Below are 13107 nucleotides of genomic sequence, written 5' to 3' on the forward strand. Positions count from 1 at the left end.
CCTCTACTGGCGCTTCGAATCAGGTTGTCGCTTGAGCACATGCGAAGCGGGTTCGGTCTTACCGAGCCCGCTTTTTTCATTCGCGATGCAGCTTGAAGTCCACTTCCGTTGGCCGCCCTTCCAGCGATAGCGACGCGCGTGCCGCCGGCGCCCGGCTCACGACTTTCCCTCGGCTCACCACCGCCAGTCTCGCCGCGCGTAGGCGTATCGCTTCCACGGCATCGCGTGCGTCGAGCAAGACGAGATTCGCATCGCATCCCGGCTCGATTCCGTAACGCTCCAGCCCGAGAATGCGCGCCGCATTCACCGTCACGGCATCGAAGCATGCGTGCATCGCGTCGATGCCCGTCATCTGCGCGACGTGCAAGCCCATATGCGCGACTTCGAGCATGTCGCCGGAGCCGAGGCTGTACCACGGGTCCATCACGCAATCGTGGCCGAATGCGACATTGATCCCCGCCGCCAGCATCTCGGGCACACGCGTCATGCCGCGCCGCTTCGGATACGTGTCCGAGCGCCCTTGCAACGTGATGTTGATGAGCGGGTTCGCGATGGCGGCCACGCCCGATTCGCGCATCAACGGCAGCAGTTTGCTGACGTAGTAGTTGTCCATCGAATGCATCGACGTCAGATGCGAGCCCGTCACGCGTCCATGCATCCCAAGCCGATGCGTTTGCGCGGCAAGTGTTTCGATGTGACGCGACATCGGATCGTCCGATTCGTCGCAATGCATGTCGACGCGCAAGCCCTTCTGTGCGGCGAACTCGCAGAGCAGCCGCACCGACTCCGCGCCATCCGCCATCGTTCGTTCGAAATGCGGAATGCCACCGACCACGTCGACGCCCATCGCGATCGCGCGCTTGAGATTGTCGAATGCGCCCGCGCTGCGCAGCACGCCGTCTTGCGGAAACGCAACCAGTTGCAGATCCATATAAGGCGCGACGCGGCGCTTCACTTCGAGCAGAGCTTCGACGGCAAGCAGACGCTCATCGCACACGTCGACATGCGTACGGATGGCCAGCAAGCCGCGCGCGACGGCCCAATCGCAATACTGCAGCGCACGCTCGACGAGCGCCTCCTGCGTCAGACGCGGTTTCAGCTCTCCCCAAAGCGCGATGCCTTCGAGCAAGGTGCCCGATGCGTTCACGCGCGGCAAGCCATACGACAGCGTGGCGTCCATGTGGAAATGCGCATCGACGAAAGGCGGCGTGACAAGTGCACCGCCCGCATCGATTTCCTCACGCGCAGTCGCGGCAAGCTTCGGCTCGACCGCAACGATACGGCCGGACTCGATACCGATGTCGACGAGACCACGCTGTTGCGCGACGCTGCGTGGCAATGCGGCACGACGGATGATCAGATCCATGAAGGGCTCCCTTTGCATGACATCGATTCTATCGGCGGAAGAAATGCTTGTGGATCGACGCGATGGCATAGGACGAAACGCATGTCCTCGTTGATGTCCTCGCGCTACCTGGCAAACGAATATGAAAAAAGTTCGCTCAAGTGTTTGACGCCTGCCGAATGTGCCCGTACAATTCGGTTCCTCTGACGCGGGGTGGAGCAGTCTGGCAGCTCGTCGGGCTCATAACCCGAAGGTCGTAGGTTCAAATCCTACCCCCGCAACCAAAGCCCAGTAAGGCTTACCGCGATTTAGCCCATTTTCAGGAACAAGATTTTTCTTCGAATTTGGGCGCTATGTGGGCGCTGGCCGCGCAAAACGGCCAAAAGCAGCGCCCAAGCAAAGCTAACCAAGGCCCGCCATCGAGCGGGCTTTGTGCTTTCCGGGCCACTGAAGGCCCCGGCCCGCCTCGGACGTCGGCATATACTTGCCGGTCAGCGCGAACGGCACCACGGGCCGAATTCGCGGCCCGCTGCCCGTTTTCCCACGGAGGCAACCATGCCGCTGCCTGAACCCCTCGAACTACACATCCAGACCGTTTGGTCATCCGTGCGCCTTGTTCTGCTCCAGCGGGTGATCTGCGAGGTGCTGCCCGATACGCGTGTGGACTTCTGGCGAGTCACGCAAGGCGCGTCGGTCGACTATGGCCTGATCGAGTGGTGCAAGATTTTCGGCAGCCGAGCCGATGACACGCACTGGACGAACCTCGTGCCGAAGGACCGGCACGACGCGTTCAGGGATGGCCTGCACAAGGCAGTCGGCATGACCGCCGACGAGTGGGACGCCTACCACACGAAGATGAAGGAGTACCGCGATACGCTGGCGGCGCACATCGACTTCAATGGCAAGACGACGCACTACCCGGACTTCGGACCTGCGCTCGCCGCCGCGTTCTACTACTACGCCACCTTCCTCTATCCCGAGTGGTCAGCGAAGCATCCCGACACGGGCTATCCCGCCGACATGCAAGCCTTCGCGGCGGACTATCGCCAGCAGTTGTTCGACGTGGCCAGCGCCGCCGCGCAGGCCACCAGCCAGTTCGAGCCGGGGAAGTAGCCGCCGCGCCTGTTTGCGTGACGTCAGAGGCTTGGCTCGGTCTTCGGGTCAGCCGACAGATCGGCGTCTTGGCGCGCGGCCTCTAGTACCTGCCGCCCCATCGCAATCTGGCCGGACCCGCTCAGCGTCGCGATGCCGGGAAAAGCGAGCTTGGCGATGTCGAGTTTCGATTGCGCGACCGGATCGTCTTCGCTGACCTTGTCTGGGAACACGGCAATGAACCACGCCTGAAAGACCTGCGCCTCGACAGGCCCGCCCTGCCGGAGCCGTATGTAGTCCTCCACCGCCAGAAACAGGATGGCGGAAACGTTGGCCTCGCGCAGTTCGACCGAGCTATCAGGGTTCGGGTCTTGGTCGGCGTGCTTGAAGAAGTTCCGGCACGGCTGGTTGACGTAGTGCTTGAGCTTATGTCCGGCTGGCAGATTCTCGCGCGCCTGCTTGGAGAAGCTGTCGATGCCCGCGCTGGTGGCGAGCACGTCGATCACTTCCCATGCGTTCGATGCGAGCGAGTAGACCGAGACCGGGTCGCCGCCGTCGAAGAACAGCCGGATCGCGGTGATCAGTTGCCGCCGCGCGGCGTCGATTTTTGTCACGATCATGGCCGTCTACTCCTGCACGTGAACACGATGGAACAGCTCGGTGACAGCTCTCTTGACCGCCTCGGGGTCTTTCTCGTGCTGCTCGGGGTGAGCGTACTTCAGCATGTAGCCCGCCATCATGTACGTGATCGCATCTGCCTCGGTACGGACCCACTGCGCGAGGCGGATGACCTCGGCATAGCTCGCGGGGTCGTTGTCGTCGTTCGCGGGCCAGCCGTTGCGAAGAAACCAGCGGTGCATGAGTTCGTGGCGGCGGTCGATCAGGGTGTTGAGCCGGTCCTCGAGATCCGCCGCGATCTGTCCGCGTTGCGAGAGAACCTTCACGACGTTTGACGTTGCGGTCTTGTACTTGCCTTCCTCGATCATTCCGCCCGTCGCCTGAAGGTACGCAGGGTCGGTGATCATCTTGAAGCCTTCGTGGATCGACACGAACGCCGCCTCGAACATCTGCATCGCGATGACCGCGCGTCCAATCGCCGCGTAAGCCTGCTCCATGCGTTTCTCCCGGTAGTGAGCCAGCGCGGGAATTCTACAGGCGCGGCGGTTCACGTCTCGGCAAACGCGTCAGGTCCGTCCGCCGCGTGCGCGACTATTACGCGCAGTGCCTGCAGTCGCTGATCGCCGTCACGAAGGCCGAGAACACCGAGCGCACGCGAGAACAAAGTAGAAGTGCAAATTTGCACTTCTACCTCCGATGAACCGATCACGCTTGAACAGGCAGCGAGCGCGATGAAGGTTTCGCGCCGCCGAGCGCCAGCGCGGCGAGGTCGGCGTCGATCCTTGCGCACGCACGCCGGTATCGCGCCTCCGCTTCCCTGCGACTCGTCCAGCGTGCGGTGCCGTCCGTGACCTCGCGCACGATGCGCGCGAACACCCTCGCGGCGCGAGCGTGCGACGCGGGCAGCGGATCGACGGGCGGCAGCACATCACGCTCGCTGTTCAGCCTGACCGGGATCGGCTTGGCGCGCCTCGCGTAGCGCGGGTCGACGCGATAGATTCCGCGTGCGCCGTGGGCGACACGCGGGGCGAGCGGCACGCCCGAGAGCATCGCCTGCGTGATGCCGCCGTTGAAGCGCGGCAGCGTGGCGGCGTCCCGTTCGCGGGTGCGCTGGTGCTTCCACATGACGTTGCCCTCCGCGTAAGCGTGATAATCGCAGACGTTTGCCGACACACTCTCCCGAGGCCGTCATGGACACGATCGATCGCGCGCTGCTCGCTTGGCACGAATGGAACTCGGGATGGCAACCGTGCGCAAGCTATCCGCGCGACGCCTCTTTCGCCGGTCAATACCACAGCAGCAGCCAGTGGGCGACGCCGGAAGATACCGATGACGTCATTGACCGGCATCTCGTCGAACAGACCGCGCGCCTGCTCGATCCGCTCGTCGCGGCGCTCGACGTGCGGCTGCGCATAGCGATCAACATGGCGATGCGCAACTTCGAGGCGGGCGCGAGCGTGTGGCGCAATCCGAGGTCGCCCGCGACGCAGGAGGCCGACTACGCACGTGCGAAGCGGCTGCTGGCACCGAAACTGATGGCGCTCGGACTGATCGGGCGGGAGCAGGTTCACGTCAGCGCATAGGGGAAGGAAAGCCGTGCGGGCACGCCCGCCACGCACGGCCAATGTCACATCGGGAGTGTTGCGCACGGATATTTCGGTCCGCCGTGCGCACCGGACGCCGCGTGTACGACCCGGCTTCGCGGACCCCTGCGGGAGGGGGCTGGCGGGGGACGACCCCCGGTCGTAGTTCTGGCGTTTTGAAAATAAATGAGGCCACGGGGTGACGCAAAATGTTGCTGGAAAGTCACAGACGTCCCCCGCCTGCCTTGGCCCGAGCCATCAACGGCTGGACGGCGATGGAAGTGCAAATTTGCACTTCCTTCTCCGGTCAGCGGATGCACCGCCAGTCACCTGCGCTGCCCGCAACACGCGCGACGAGCGTTTCCTTTCGTCCGTCATCGAGCACGGCGACGTAGACGTCCTGTCCGTGCCTGCGTGCCTCGTTGAGCAGCTTCTCCAGCGCATCGGCGTGCTCGTCGCCAAAGATCAACGCGTAGTCGGCGCGCGTGCGCAGGACGCGTTGCAGGCCACAGTCGATGAGGATCGGTTGAACGTCGTGCATGATGCCTCCGTGTCAGGCGTTGCCGCCGATCTTGCGCGGCGGGTGAACGATCCAGAAGCCCTTCGAGGTGACCGTGACGAGCCGCACCGTTCCCGGCTCGGCATCGGAGACCAGCGCGCCGAAGGACACAATGCGCGCATCGGTGGCGTGCGCCGTGTCGAACCGCTTCGCGATGCGGTTATAGGCGTGCTGTTCAAGTTCGTCCTCGGTGAGGCTCTGCACGGCTTCGGATGCGGCGGGGTCAGCCTTGATGAGGTTGCCGCACTCTTCCGCAGTTACGCGACCGTTCATACGCAGGATGAATGTCTGGTCGGCCATGTCCGGTCTCCCTCAGTCGATCATCGTGGCGACGGCGCGCAGCACGTATCGATGCCGCTCGCCGCTGGTGAGCCGGATCGATAGCAGGCCCTTCGCATCGCTGTGCGGATGCACGGCCAGTTCGACCGACTGCAGGGGCGCGAGGGTCTGCCGCTGCGCGGCGATCGTCTCGTTGACGCGCTGCTGCGTGAGCCTGAACAGGCCCGCGCGTTCCTCGCGCGTCGAGCCGTAGCCGCGCTGCGAGTCGAGGTCGAGGTTCAGGCGCTGGAGGCTGCCGACGACGTTGTGCGCGAGTTCATCGGCAAACCGCTGGATCAGTTCGGCCTGCGTATCGACGGTCCGGCTCATTGCGCGCTCCCGGCAGCGGGTGTCCATGCAACGCCCGACAGGTATGCGACGGCACCGGATGCGGCCTGCCACGCGACGGAGCGCTCGGCCAGAAAGCCGACGAGGTTCTCCTGCCACAGGTTGTGCATCACGCCATCGATCGTCACCGTCGCCTGCGTTGCCGTGTCGAGCCGCGCGCCATCGTCGCCGTAGGTGATCTGACCGGCATCGACGAGCGCCACGATGCCGTCCGGCACGTCCGCCGAGGCCACGGTCGGCAGGCCGCAGAACACGCCACCCTTCACGCCGAGCGTGCCCGCGCCGCCGACCATCGCGACCTGGAGCGCGAGCGACATGGCCGTGTTCGACGACATGACGAGCACGGCGCGCTCGATATCGCCAGTGAAGGCCGCGACTAGCGCGGTCATGTCGGCCTGCACGTCGCCCGTTACCGCGACCTCGGTGGCACCGTCGAGCAGCGACGCGGGCGCACCGGCCACGGACGGCGAGGCGAACGCTGCCCCCGAGGTGATCTTCGCGACCGCGCGCTGCAGCGAGCGCGTGAGCGACTTTTCGGCGGCGTCGGTTGTCAGGTGAATGACTTCCTTCGTCACCACGATCAGGCCCGCCGCCTTCTGCGGCTCGATGGTCAGCTGCTCGAACGATGCACCACTCGCGGCCTTGACCTCGCCTTCACCGATCCACTGCGCGACCGGCTCCTCGTCCTCGACCAGCACGCGCGTGCGCACCGGGATCGTGTGCAGCGGCGAGAGGGCGTTGATGCGCGCCATCACGTCATAGGTCTGCACGCCGAGAACGAAGTCGCTGACCGCCGCACGGTACGCGGCGTCGCCGCCGAGGTTTCCGCTGGTGATGATGGCCTTCTGGATCAAACCGAGCGCAGGACCGTCGCCATAGTCCTTGCGGTGGATCTCCGCAGCGGCAAGCGGGTCGCCGCCAGCCTTGGCGAGGCATCTGATGAACTTGACGTAGGTGTTGCCGACGATCATGGTCCGCTCCCTGTGAAGTCGTTCGCACTGCCTTGCATGATGGCCGGTGTCCGGTCAGAAAGCGATGCATGAATTTTCGCGATTTTCGCCGCCTCTGTAGCTGCGCTCGATATGGGTCGCGAGATCGACCACGCGATACTTGCGCGCGTTTCCGAGCAGGCGGTACGGCAGGTCGATCGTGCCGTTCCTGATGGCGCTCCCGAGTCCAGCGCCGGTTGTGTAGCCGAGCACCTTTGCCGCCGCTTCCTCGCAGATCGCACCATCGGCGGCAATCGCAAAGTCATTGCGCGCGCAATAGCGGCGGATGGCGCGCACGGTCGCGCGGATGCGCCGTTCGAGTTCGTCGAGGTCGGTCATGGTCAATGCCGCGTCTCGTTTCCCGGCAGAACGCAGGTGCCCGCCGCAGAGGCGGGCCGGTCAAAAAAAGACTGGCCTCCTGCGGCCTGCTGCACGCCGCCTGCGCGTGCCCTGATCCGGGCATCAAGCGCATCCCGCACGGCCCTCCATGTGGGCGTCTTGCCGTTGGCTTTCTTCTTCGCATCCCGGCACGCGGCCTCGAACATCGCCTCGTCGACGTTGTGCCATGCGATGGCCCGCAGTAGCCACTCGCCCATGTCCCATCGATCGCGGTTCGCGTTCCATCCGGGCTTGTCAAACTCGTCCGCATAGATCGCTTCGAGTCGGCGCGCGGCGCGAACCGTCTCCTCGCTGAACGCGTGCGCGGGAGCGCTGACGACCGACTCGCGCGTCCTGAGCACGCCGTCGAGCGTGTTGCGTACTGCCGCGAGCCTCGGCCTGCGACCGTCCTTCTGCTTGCGCTGCGCCGCGCCGATCGCCTCGCGCATGTCGTCCACGCTCGCGCCGTTGCTCGCGAGGCGAAGGCAGGCGTCCTCGACTGCGCTGCGGTCTTTCGACTCGCAGTGCTCGAAGAACGCCTCGACCATCGCCTGCACCACCGGATTTTGTGCAGCACGACTTGCCCCGTTCGCGGGGGGCACATCGGTCGAGCTTCGCGCAGCGAAGTCGACAAGCGTGCCCGGCGACTGAGGGCCGCTCAAAGGCCGCTCTGGTAAACCGCTCTGTAAACGCTCTAAAACGCTCGTACCGCATGGTGAGGTAAATGACGGGGTCTCATGAGGTAAATGACGCTCCTCAATGCGGTAATTGACAGCGCCATTTGCGGTAAATGAATCCGCGTCATGAGGTAAATGAACGCGTGCCTCACGCGTGCCCGACGCGTGGGAATTACCGCATGGCGCGGTAATTGAGGCGTCCGGTGAATTACCGCATGGTGCGGTAATTGACCTCTTGCGGTCGCATTTTTGCTGCTTTGCACGATTGGTGTCCCGAAACTCATTCCAGCCGACGTTCTCGGGATAGAGTTCGTGCAGACGGTGCATGTCCACGCGGCGCGCGACGCGACGCCTATGCTTTTTTGCTTCGTCGTCGTCGGGATCATCTGCGGGAAACTCGAAGTCGGGCAGGCGCACGGTGAGGCCGGTGCGATCGAAGTCAGCGAGCGCACGCTGCGCGGTGACCTCGCTTACGCCAGCACGGAACGCAAGTTTCAGCGCGGACGGCCACACGACGCATGCGTCGTTCTTGATGAACGCCACAAGCTCCCGCGCCACGCTCTGCCTGCCGTCGGGGAACGGGTAACGATGGAGTTCGAGTTCAGCCTTACGGCGCGCACTCGGGTTCTCCGCGCTCACCCGTCGACCGGCGCTCATGACGCACCTCCATTGCGGCGTCCGCCGTGCTGCGTGCAGCAATGGCCGAGCCGTTCGAATGCAGCCCATTTCGCGGGGTTGTGCGCCGGGTCATAGATGAGGAAGTACGTGCCCGGGATCACGCGGCGGCAGCGCTTGCCCTGATGCGTGATCGCGTGGCACAGGTACGTGCCATTCGTTTCGCGCCATGTGTTCAATTCCCCAATGCTTATGCCGAGATGGCGCGCGACCACACCATCGGGATCAGTCATGTAGTCGATTGCCTCCTGCGGCGTCAGGGTAAGGTGCCAGTCGAACGGGCCAGCGGGCATCACCGTGAGGTCGACACCCACTTCGCACAGGTACGTGAGGGCTTCGACAAGGTCGTCGCGGTTGGGGATCATGACGCCCTCCGCATCGCTTGCGCGGGCAATTGATACGGACTACGATCGGCGTGCATTGCAGATGCACACGCCTCCTCGCCCGCGCACTCGACGGCGCGGGCTTTCTTTTTTCTGCAGTTCATGTTTCAGGCTCCGGTTCGTTGTACGCGCAACATCGCGCGCAGTGGTGTCCTCTTTGCCGGGATGCCCTCGACTCTTTTTGCTACAGGCACTTTGCCGCTGTTTTCACGAGGTCCGACTGACGCGGGCCTTCCATGAAGCTGGTGAGCTGTGCCGATGCTGTCCCTCATCAGGCATCGCACTCGTTGACGCTTTCGGCGGAAAGCATCAGCGCGGCAGGATTGCCGGAAAGCAAACCGGCAATGTCGCGCCTGTCCATCGGCGGCAACAGTTGCTCGGGCGTCGGAATTTTCACCAGCGCGGCCCTTGCCTCGTCGCTCGTTAGCGAGCCAGCGAGCAATTCCGTATGCCGCGCGGCCAGTGCGCGTTCCAGTTGCGTCTTTGCCTTTTTCACGCGCCCGTCAATTTCGGCGTTGCCTGCGCGGCGCACCTCGTCGCGGCGCTCCTTGAGGCCATACCGGCCACGATTGACAAACGTGCAGTGGAAGCCCGGTGCGTTTTCCATCGGCACACCGGACGCTTTCGCAATGGCCTTGAGCCGTTCATCCGCTTCGTGGCCAACCTGCTTCGCGTGCTCTACCAGTTCGGCCCACCGCTCATCGTCCTCGTGAAATATCTGCGAGAGGCTTTCTTCCATGCGGGCGCGCAGGATAGCGGCATACTCGTCAATCGCGGCTTTCGCCACGCGGCCATTCAGCCGCAGCACTTCGCGCAGTGCGTCACGTTCCTTCGCGCTCATCGGCGCGGAATTCACCCTGTCCATTGTCGGTCTCCTCTTACGCGATCTCGCGTTCGCCGGTCGCCTGCGACTTCGCTTCCATCGCGCGCGCCCACTGCTCGGCGGCGCGGTATGTGATCAGCACCTTGCGGCCCACGAACAGGATCTCGGGAGCCTCGCCGCGCTGGCGCAGCTTCCACAAGGTGGAGCGGTCGATCTGCATCGCCTCGCAGAACTCCTTGACGGTCATCGCACCGAAGGGCGCGGCCTGCTGGCTTTCCTCGTTGCCCATGTTTGCCTCTCGCGGTTGGGTGGGTAACGACAGGATGGCAGATGAAAAAATGGCACACCAAGCGTGTGCCATTAAATAATTTGTCGGGGTTTACACCGAGACTTTTCTCGGGCGTCCTCGCGGTTCCTGCGGTGTGATCTTGCGAACGGTGTCGGCGCGAATCCTGAATCGCTTCGCCAGCCGCTCGTTGCGTTCGCCCTTGGACGTGACGCCCGCGCGTTTCAGGTCATGGTCGGCGCGAATGATTGCGTCGCGCGTGGCCTGTGTGATGCGTGCAGTTTTGGGCAGGCTGCTTACATGACGGCGGACCGCTTCGAGGTGGGCAGCTTCGCCCGACAGGGCGCGGGCCAGTAACGCGGCCAGCCCCTCGCGTGCCTCGTCGGGGTCGCCATCGAGCAGGTCGCTGACTAGCGCGAATGCCTCATCGAAGGTCACGGCGCGCGGCGGATAACGCGGCGAGAGCGCTTCTGCATCGTCCCCGACCTCACTCAGGACGCGGCGATATTGCGCCCTGAGCGTCGAGCGTTTTGCGCTCATGCTGCGGCCTTGCGCGGGGCGCGCTTCTTCGCGGGCGCGTTGAACGCGGTGGCGATCGCGGCGTGAAGATGATCGGGGTCAATGTGCGCGTATCGCTCAACCATCGCGAAGCTGCTATGCCCGAGCAGCGTCTTGACCTTGTACAGGTCGGTTCCTTTCGCCACAAGCTGCGTGGCGAAATCGTGGCGCGTGTCGTGAAAGCGGAAACCCTTGATCCCGGCAGCGTCGAGCAGTGAGTCCCACGCGTTGCCGAAATCCGTCAGCGGCGCATCGGTTTCAGGGTTGCCGAACACGTACACACGATGGGCGAGCGGCTTCCACGCGGTGAGACAGGCGAGCAGTTCATCGCTGATCGGAATGTCGCGCCGCCTGTCGCTTTTCGCCACGGCGCGGCGCACATGGATGGTGCGCAACTCGAAGTCGACGTCCTCCCATTCGAGCGCGAGCAGTTCGCCCTTTCTCATGCCGGTATGCAACGCAGTGATCACGAGCGGTTGCAGGTAGTCCGTATAGCGCACGTTGCGCAGCGAGGGCGGTGCGGCCTGCTTGCGCATCCGGCGATGGGCAATGGTTCGGTGGCGCGCGTCGCGGTTCGCTTCCTCGCGTGCCTCCATTGCCGCGTACAGACGCTCACGCTCAAGCGGATCGTTTTTCCCGAGGTAGCGCACCACCACTTCGGCCCGACCGTTGCGCTCCACGTCCTTCGCCGGGTTGTCCGTGATGTGACCCGCTTTCACCGCGACCCGCAGCAGACCCTGCAGCGCGTGCAGCTTGTTCGCGATGGTCTTCTGCGTGATGCCGGTCTTCACCGCCTTCGATTTCCATTGTTCGAGCATCCACCCGTTGAACTCGTCGAGGCCCCGGTCAAGCAGGTCGGGAAACGACGAGCGGATCAGGCTCGCGTTCGCGGTGGCGATGCCGTTGGCTTCGAGGTAGGCGGTGTAGTCGCCGTCGAGGAAGGTGCGCAGGCTCGGCACGCCATGCGCGCGGCGCACGCTCTCGGCACGGCGGCGCTTCTTTTCTTCGACCACGGCAGGCGTGTCCTGCTTGGTCGGCGTCTGCTCCAGTTCGCGGCGCGCTGCCTCGCGGGCGTCGCTTGCGCTCATGGCGGGATACTTGCCGATGGCCCTGCGGCCTTCGCTGCCGTCCGGTTTGTAGTAGCGCACCGTGAAGGTGATGCTGCCGCTTGGCAGCACGCGCACCTTGAAGCCGGTCAGGTCGGCGTCGGCGTACTCCTGAAACTTGCCGGTGGCTTCGAGGCCGCGCAGGAACTCTCGGGTGATGTTGACCTTGTTTTTGGACATAGAGACTCCGGTTTGGGCGGTTCTTGGGCGCTGGCGGCAGAAAACAACCACCAACGAGAAACCACCACCATAGCTCTAAGTCTTTGATTTAAAAACGTCCAGCGCCATCCGGCAATACCCGCAAACGGGTAGATTCGGGCTCATAACCCGAAGGTCGTAGGTTCAAATCCTACCCCCGCAACCAGGTTTCACAGGCATCGTGTCTGCTCCACACGGCCTCAAGCAGCATCGGCATCAAGCCGGCAGCTTCAAGCATCCGAAGCCCGCATCGCCTCAAGCGTTGCGGGCTTTTGCTTTTTTGGCCTATGCATGTTGCCGTACTGAGCCGCCCTGCCCGATCGCGGTAAGATTCCATCCAGCACCCGACGCAACGAAAACGAGCAACGAGAACGAGCGATGAAATTAGCCACGTGGAACGTGAACTCCCTGAAGGTTCGCCAGCAGCATGTGATCGACTGGCTCGAACTCAGCCAGACCGACGTGCTGTGCCTGCAGGAACTGAAACTGCCCGACGAAAAATTTCCGCGCGCCGAACTCGAAGAAAAGGGTTATCGCAGCTGGTTCGCCGGTCAGAAGACGTACAACGGCGTCGGCATTCTCGTGCGCGACGGCATGAGCGTCGATGAAGGCAGTATCGTACGCAACATCCCCGGCTTCGAAGATCCGCAGCAGCGCGTGATCGCGGCCACCATCGAAGGCGTGCGCGTGATCTCCGCGTACTTCCCGAACGGCCAGGCACCGGGCACTGACAAGTTCGCCTATAAGCTGCGCTGGCTCGACGCCATGCATGACTGGATCTCGAACGAACTCGCGCAGCATCCGAAGCTCGCGCTGCTCGGCGATTACAACATCGCGCCCGAAGACCGCGACGTGCATGATCCGAAGGCGTGGGAAGGACAGAACCTCGTGTCGCCGGAAGAGCGCGCGCAGTTCAACCGGCTGATCGAACTCGGACTCGTCGATTCGTTCCGGCTCTTCGATCAGCCCGAGAAGACCTTCACGTGGTGGGATTACCGGATGCTCGCGTTCCGCCGCAACGCGGGCCTGCGCATCGACCATATCCTGCTGTCGAAGCCGCTCGCCGCGAGCTGTACGCACTGCGACGTCGACAAGACGCCGCGCAAGTGGGACCAGCCTTCGGACCACGCACCCGTCGTCGCGCTCACCGAATAAGCGAGGGTGCCAAAGA

General features: G+C 63.7%; 18 protein-coding genes and 1 tRNA gene. 4 read left to right on the forward strand and 15 right to left on the reverse strand.

What is annotated here, in order from left to right; genetic code table 11:
- Window positions 1–76: 76 nt before the first annotated feature.
- The gene (locus G3N95_RS36220; RefSeq protein WP_205974889.1) at window positions 77–1366 is read right to left on the reverse strand and encodes an amidohydrolase family protein; all 1290 of its coding nucleotides are present in this window, start codon (window positions 1364–1366) and stop codon (window positions 77–79) included.
- Between the two features lie 186 nt (window positions 1367–1552).
- Here G3N95_RS36220 and G3N95_RS36225 point away from each other — a divergent pair.
- Window positions 1553–1629: transfer RNA gene (locus tag G3N95_RS36225), tRNA-Met, on the forward strand.
- 271 nt (window positions 1630–1900) lie between these two features.
- On the forward strand, window positions 1901–2458 hold the full coding sequence (locus G3N95_RS36230; RefSeq protein WP_205974890.1) for a hypothetical protein: 558 nt from the start codon (window positions 1901–1903) through the stop codon (window positions 2456–2458).
- A 23-nt stretch (window positions 2459–2481) separates the two neighbouring features.
- Here the strand turns inward: G3N95_RS36230 and G3N95_RS36235 are convergent, their stop codons facing one another.
- From G3N95_RS36235 to G3N95_RS36245, 3 genes are all read right to left on the reverse strand, one after another.
- Window positions 2482–3057 (reverse strand): hypothetical protein, encoded by a 576-nt coding sequence (locus G3N95_RS36235; RefSeq protein ID WP_205974891.1) that lies wholly within the window; start codon window positions 3055–3057, stop codon window positions 2482–2484.
- A 6-nt stretch (window positions 3058–3063) separates the two neighbouring features.
- The gene (locus G3N95_RS36240; protein ID WP_205974892.1) at window positions 3064–3552 is read right to left on the reverse strand and encodes a hypothetical protein; all 489 of its coding nucleotides are present in this window, start codon (window positions 3550–3552) and stop codon (window positions 3064–3066) included.
- A 208-nt stretch (window positions 3553–3760) separates the two neighbouring features.
- Entirely contained in the window at window positions 3761–4180 is a 420-nt protein-coding gene (locus tag G3N95_RS36245; protein WP_205974893.1) for a hypothetical protein, read from the reverse strand.
- Window positions 4181–4245: 65 nt separating this feature from the next.
- On the opposite strand from G3N95_RS36245, the gene G3N95_RS36250 reads away from it, so the two are divergent.
- Complete coding sequence (locus tag G3N95_RS36250; protein ID WP_205974894.1) at window positions 4246–4638, forward strand: hypothetical protein; 393 nt, start codon at window positions 4246–4248, stop codon at window positions 4636–4638.
- 307 nt (window positions 4639–4945) lie between these two features.
- On the opposite strand, the gene G3N95_RS36255 is transcribed toward G3N95_RS36250, so the two are convergent.
- From G3N95_RS36255 to G3N95_RS36305, 11 genes are all read right to left on the reverse strand, one after another.
- Window positions 4946–5179, reverse strand: coding sequence for a hypothetical protein (locus tag G3N95_RS36255; protein WP_205974895.1), 234 nt, complete (start codon window positions 5177–5179; stop codon window positions 4946–4948).
- A gap of 12 nt (window positions 5180–5191) precedes the next feature.
- Window positions 5192–5497 carry a hypothetical protein gene (locus G3N95_RS36260; protein ID WP_205974896.1) on the reverse strand — a complete coding sequence of 102 codons (306 nt, stop codon included), beginning with the start codon at window positions 5495–5497 and terminating at the stop codon, window positions 5192–5194.
- A 12-nt stretch (window positions 5498–5509) separates the two neighbouring features.
- Window positions 5510–5845 carry a hypothetical protein gene (locus tag G3N95_RS36265; protein WP_205974897.1) on the reverse strand — a complete coding sequence of 112 codons (336 nt, stop codon included), beginning with the start codon at window positions 5843–5845 and terminating at the stop codon, window positions 5510–5512.
- On the reverse strand, window positions 5842–6834 hold the full coding sequence (locus G3N95_RS36270) for a phage major capsid protein (protein ID WP_205974898.1): 993 nt from the start codon (window positions 6832–6834) through the stop codon (window positions 5842–5844). Before G3N95_RS36270 ends, G3N95_RS36265 begins: the two co-directional genes overlap by 4 nt.
- Window positions 6835–6888: 54 nt before the next feature.
- Window positions 6889–7197, reverse strand: a complete 309-nt coding sequence (locus G3N95_RS36275; protein WP_205974899.1) for a hypothetical protein — start codon at window positions 7195–7197, stop codon at window positions 6889–6891.
- Window positions 7194–8564 (reverse strand): hypothetical protein, encoded by a 1371-nt coding sequence (locus G3N95_RS36280; RefSeq protein ID WP_205974900.1) that lies wholly within the window; start codon window positions 8562–8564, stop codon window positions 7194–7196. The genes G3N95_RS36275 and G3N95_RS36280 overlap by 4 nt, the downstream gene beginning before the upstream one ends.
- A complete protein-coding gene (locus G3N95_RS36285) occupies window positions 8561–8947 on the reverse strand; it encodes a hypothetical protein (protein WP_205974901.1) in 387 nt (128 codons plus the stop codon). The genes G3N95_RS36280 and G3N95_RS36285 overlap by 4 nt, the downstream gene beginning before the upstream one ends.
- Before the next feature lie 289 nt (window positions 8948–9236).
- Window positions 9237–9752, reverse strand: a complete 516-nt coding sequence (locus G3N95_RS36290) for a hypothetical protein (protein ID WP_205974902.1) — start codon at window positions 9750–9752, stop codon at window positions 9237–9239.
- Between the two features lie 91 nt (window positions 9753–9843).
- Window positions 9844–10077 carry a helix-turn-helix domain-containing protein gene (locus G3N95_RS36295; protein WP_205974903.1) on the reverse strand — a complete coding sequence of 78 codons (234 nt, stop codon included), beginning with the start codon at window positions 10075–10077 and terminating at the stop codon, window positions 9844–9846.
- A gap of 90 nt (window positions 10078–10167) precedes the next feature.
- Entirely contained in the window at window positions 10168–10614 is a 447-nt protein-coding gene (locus G3N95_RS36300; RefSeq protein WP_205974904.1) for a hypothetical protein, read from the reverse strand.
- Window positions 10611–11969: a tyrosine-type recombinase/integrase gene (locus G3N95_RS36305; protein WP_346778440.1), complete on the reverse strand. Its 1359-nt coding sequence runs from the start codon at window positions 11967–11969 to the stop codon at window positions 10611–10613. The genes G3N95_RS36300 and G3N95_RS36305 overlap by 4 nt, the downstream gene beginning before the upstream one ends.
- Window positions 11970–12314: 345 nt before the next feature.
- Between G3N95_RS36305 and xth the strand changes: the two genes are divergently transcribed.
- Window positions 12315–13091, forward strand: a complete 777-nt coding sequence (gene xth, locus G3N95_RS36310) for an exodeoxyribonuclease III (RefSeq protein WP_205974906.1) — start codon at window positions 12315–12317, stop codon at window positions 13089–13091.
- Window positions 13092–13107: the final 16 nt, after the last annotated feature.

Origin of the sequence: Paraburkholderia sp. Tr-20389, assembly GCF_017104565.1 — a bacterium.
GTDB lineage: Bacteria > Pseudomonadota > Gammaproteobacteria > Burkholderiales > Burkholderiaceae > Paraburkholderia.

Excerpts from the sequence above, each read along its gene's own strand:
- G3N95_RS36230 (WP_205974890.1), top strand. The coding sequence starts at position 1,901 with ATGCCGCTGCCTGAACCCCTCGAACTACACATCCAGACCGTTTGGTCA.
- G3N95_RS36265 (WP_205974897.1), bottom strand. The coding sequence starts at position 5,845 with ATGAGCCGGACCGTCGATACGCAGGCCGAACTGATCCAGCGGTTTGCC.
- G3N95_RS36255 (WP_205974895.1), bottom strand. The coding sequence starts at position 5,179 with ATGCACGACGTTCAACCGATCCTCATCGACTGTGGCCTGCAACGCGTC.
- G3N95_RS36300 (WP_205974904.1), bottom strand. The coding sequence starts at position 10,614 with ATGAGCGCAAAACGCTCGACGCTCAGGGCGCAATATCGCCGCGTCCTG.
- G3N95_RS36235 (WP_205974891.1), bottom strand. The coding sequence starts at position 3,057 with ATGATCGTGACAAAAATCGACGCCGCGCGGCGGCAACTGATCACCGCG.
- G3N95_RS36220 (WP_205974889.1), bottom strand. The coding sequence starts at position 1,366 with ATGGATCTGATCATCCGTCGTGCCGCATTGCCACGCAGCGTCGCGCAA.
- G3N95_RS36280 (WP_205974900.1), bottom strand. The coding sequence starts at position 8,564 with ATGAGCGCCGGTCGACGGGTGAGCGCGGAGAACCCGAGTGCGCGCCGT.
- G3N95_RS36250 (WP_205974894.1), top strand. The coding sequence starts at position 4,246 with ATGGACACGATCGATCGCGCGCTGCTCGCTTGGCACGAATGGAACTCG.
- G3N95_RS36285 (WP_205974901.1), bottom strand. The coding sequence starts at position 8,947 with ATGATCCCCAACCGCGACGACCTTGTCGAAGCCCTCACGTACCTGTGC.
- G3N95_RS36240 (WP_205974892.1), bottom strand. The coding sequence starts at position 3,552 with ATGGAGCAGGCTTACGCGGCGATTGGACGCGCGGTCATCGCGATGCAG.
- G3N95_RS36270 (WP_205974898.1), bottom strand. The coding sequence starts at position 6,834 with ATGATCGTCGGCAACACCTACGTCAAGTTCATCAGATGCCTCGCCAAG.
- xth (WP_205974906.1), top strand. The coding sequence starts at position 12,315 with ATGAAATTAGCCACGTGGAACGTGAACTCCCTGAAGGTTCGCCAGCAG.
- G3N95_RS36295 (WP_205974903.1), bottom strand. The coding sequence starts at position 10,077 with ATGGGCAACGAGGAAAGCCAGCAGGCCGCGCCCTTCGGTGCGATGACC.
- G3N95_RS36260 (WP_205974896.1), bottom strand. The coding sequence starts at position 5,497 with ATGGCCGACCAGACATTCATCCTGCGTATGAACGGTCGCGTAACTGCG.
- G3N95_RS36245 (WP_205974893.1), bottom strand. The coding sequence starts at position 4,180 with ATGTGGAAGCACCAGCGCACCCGCGAACGGGACGCCGCCACGCTGCCG.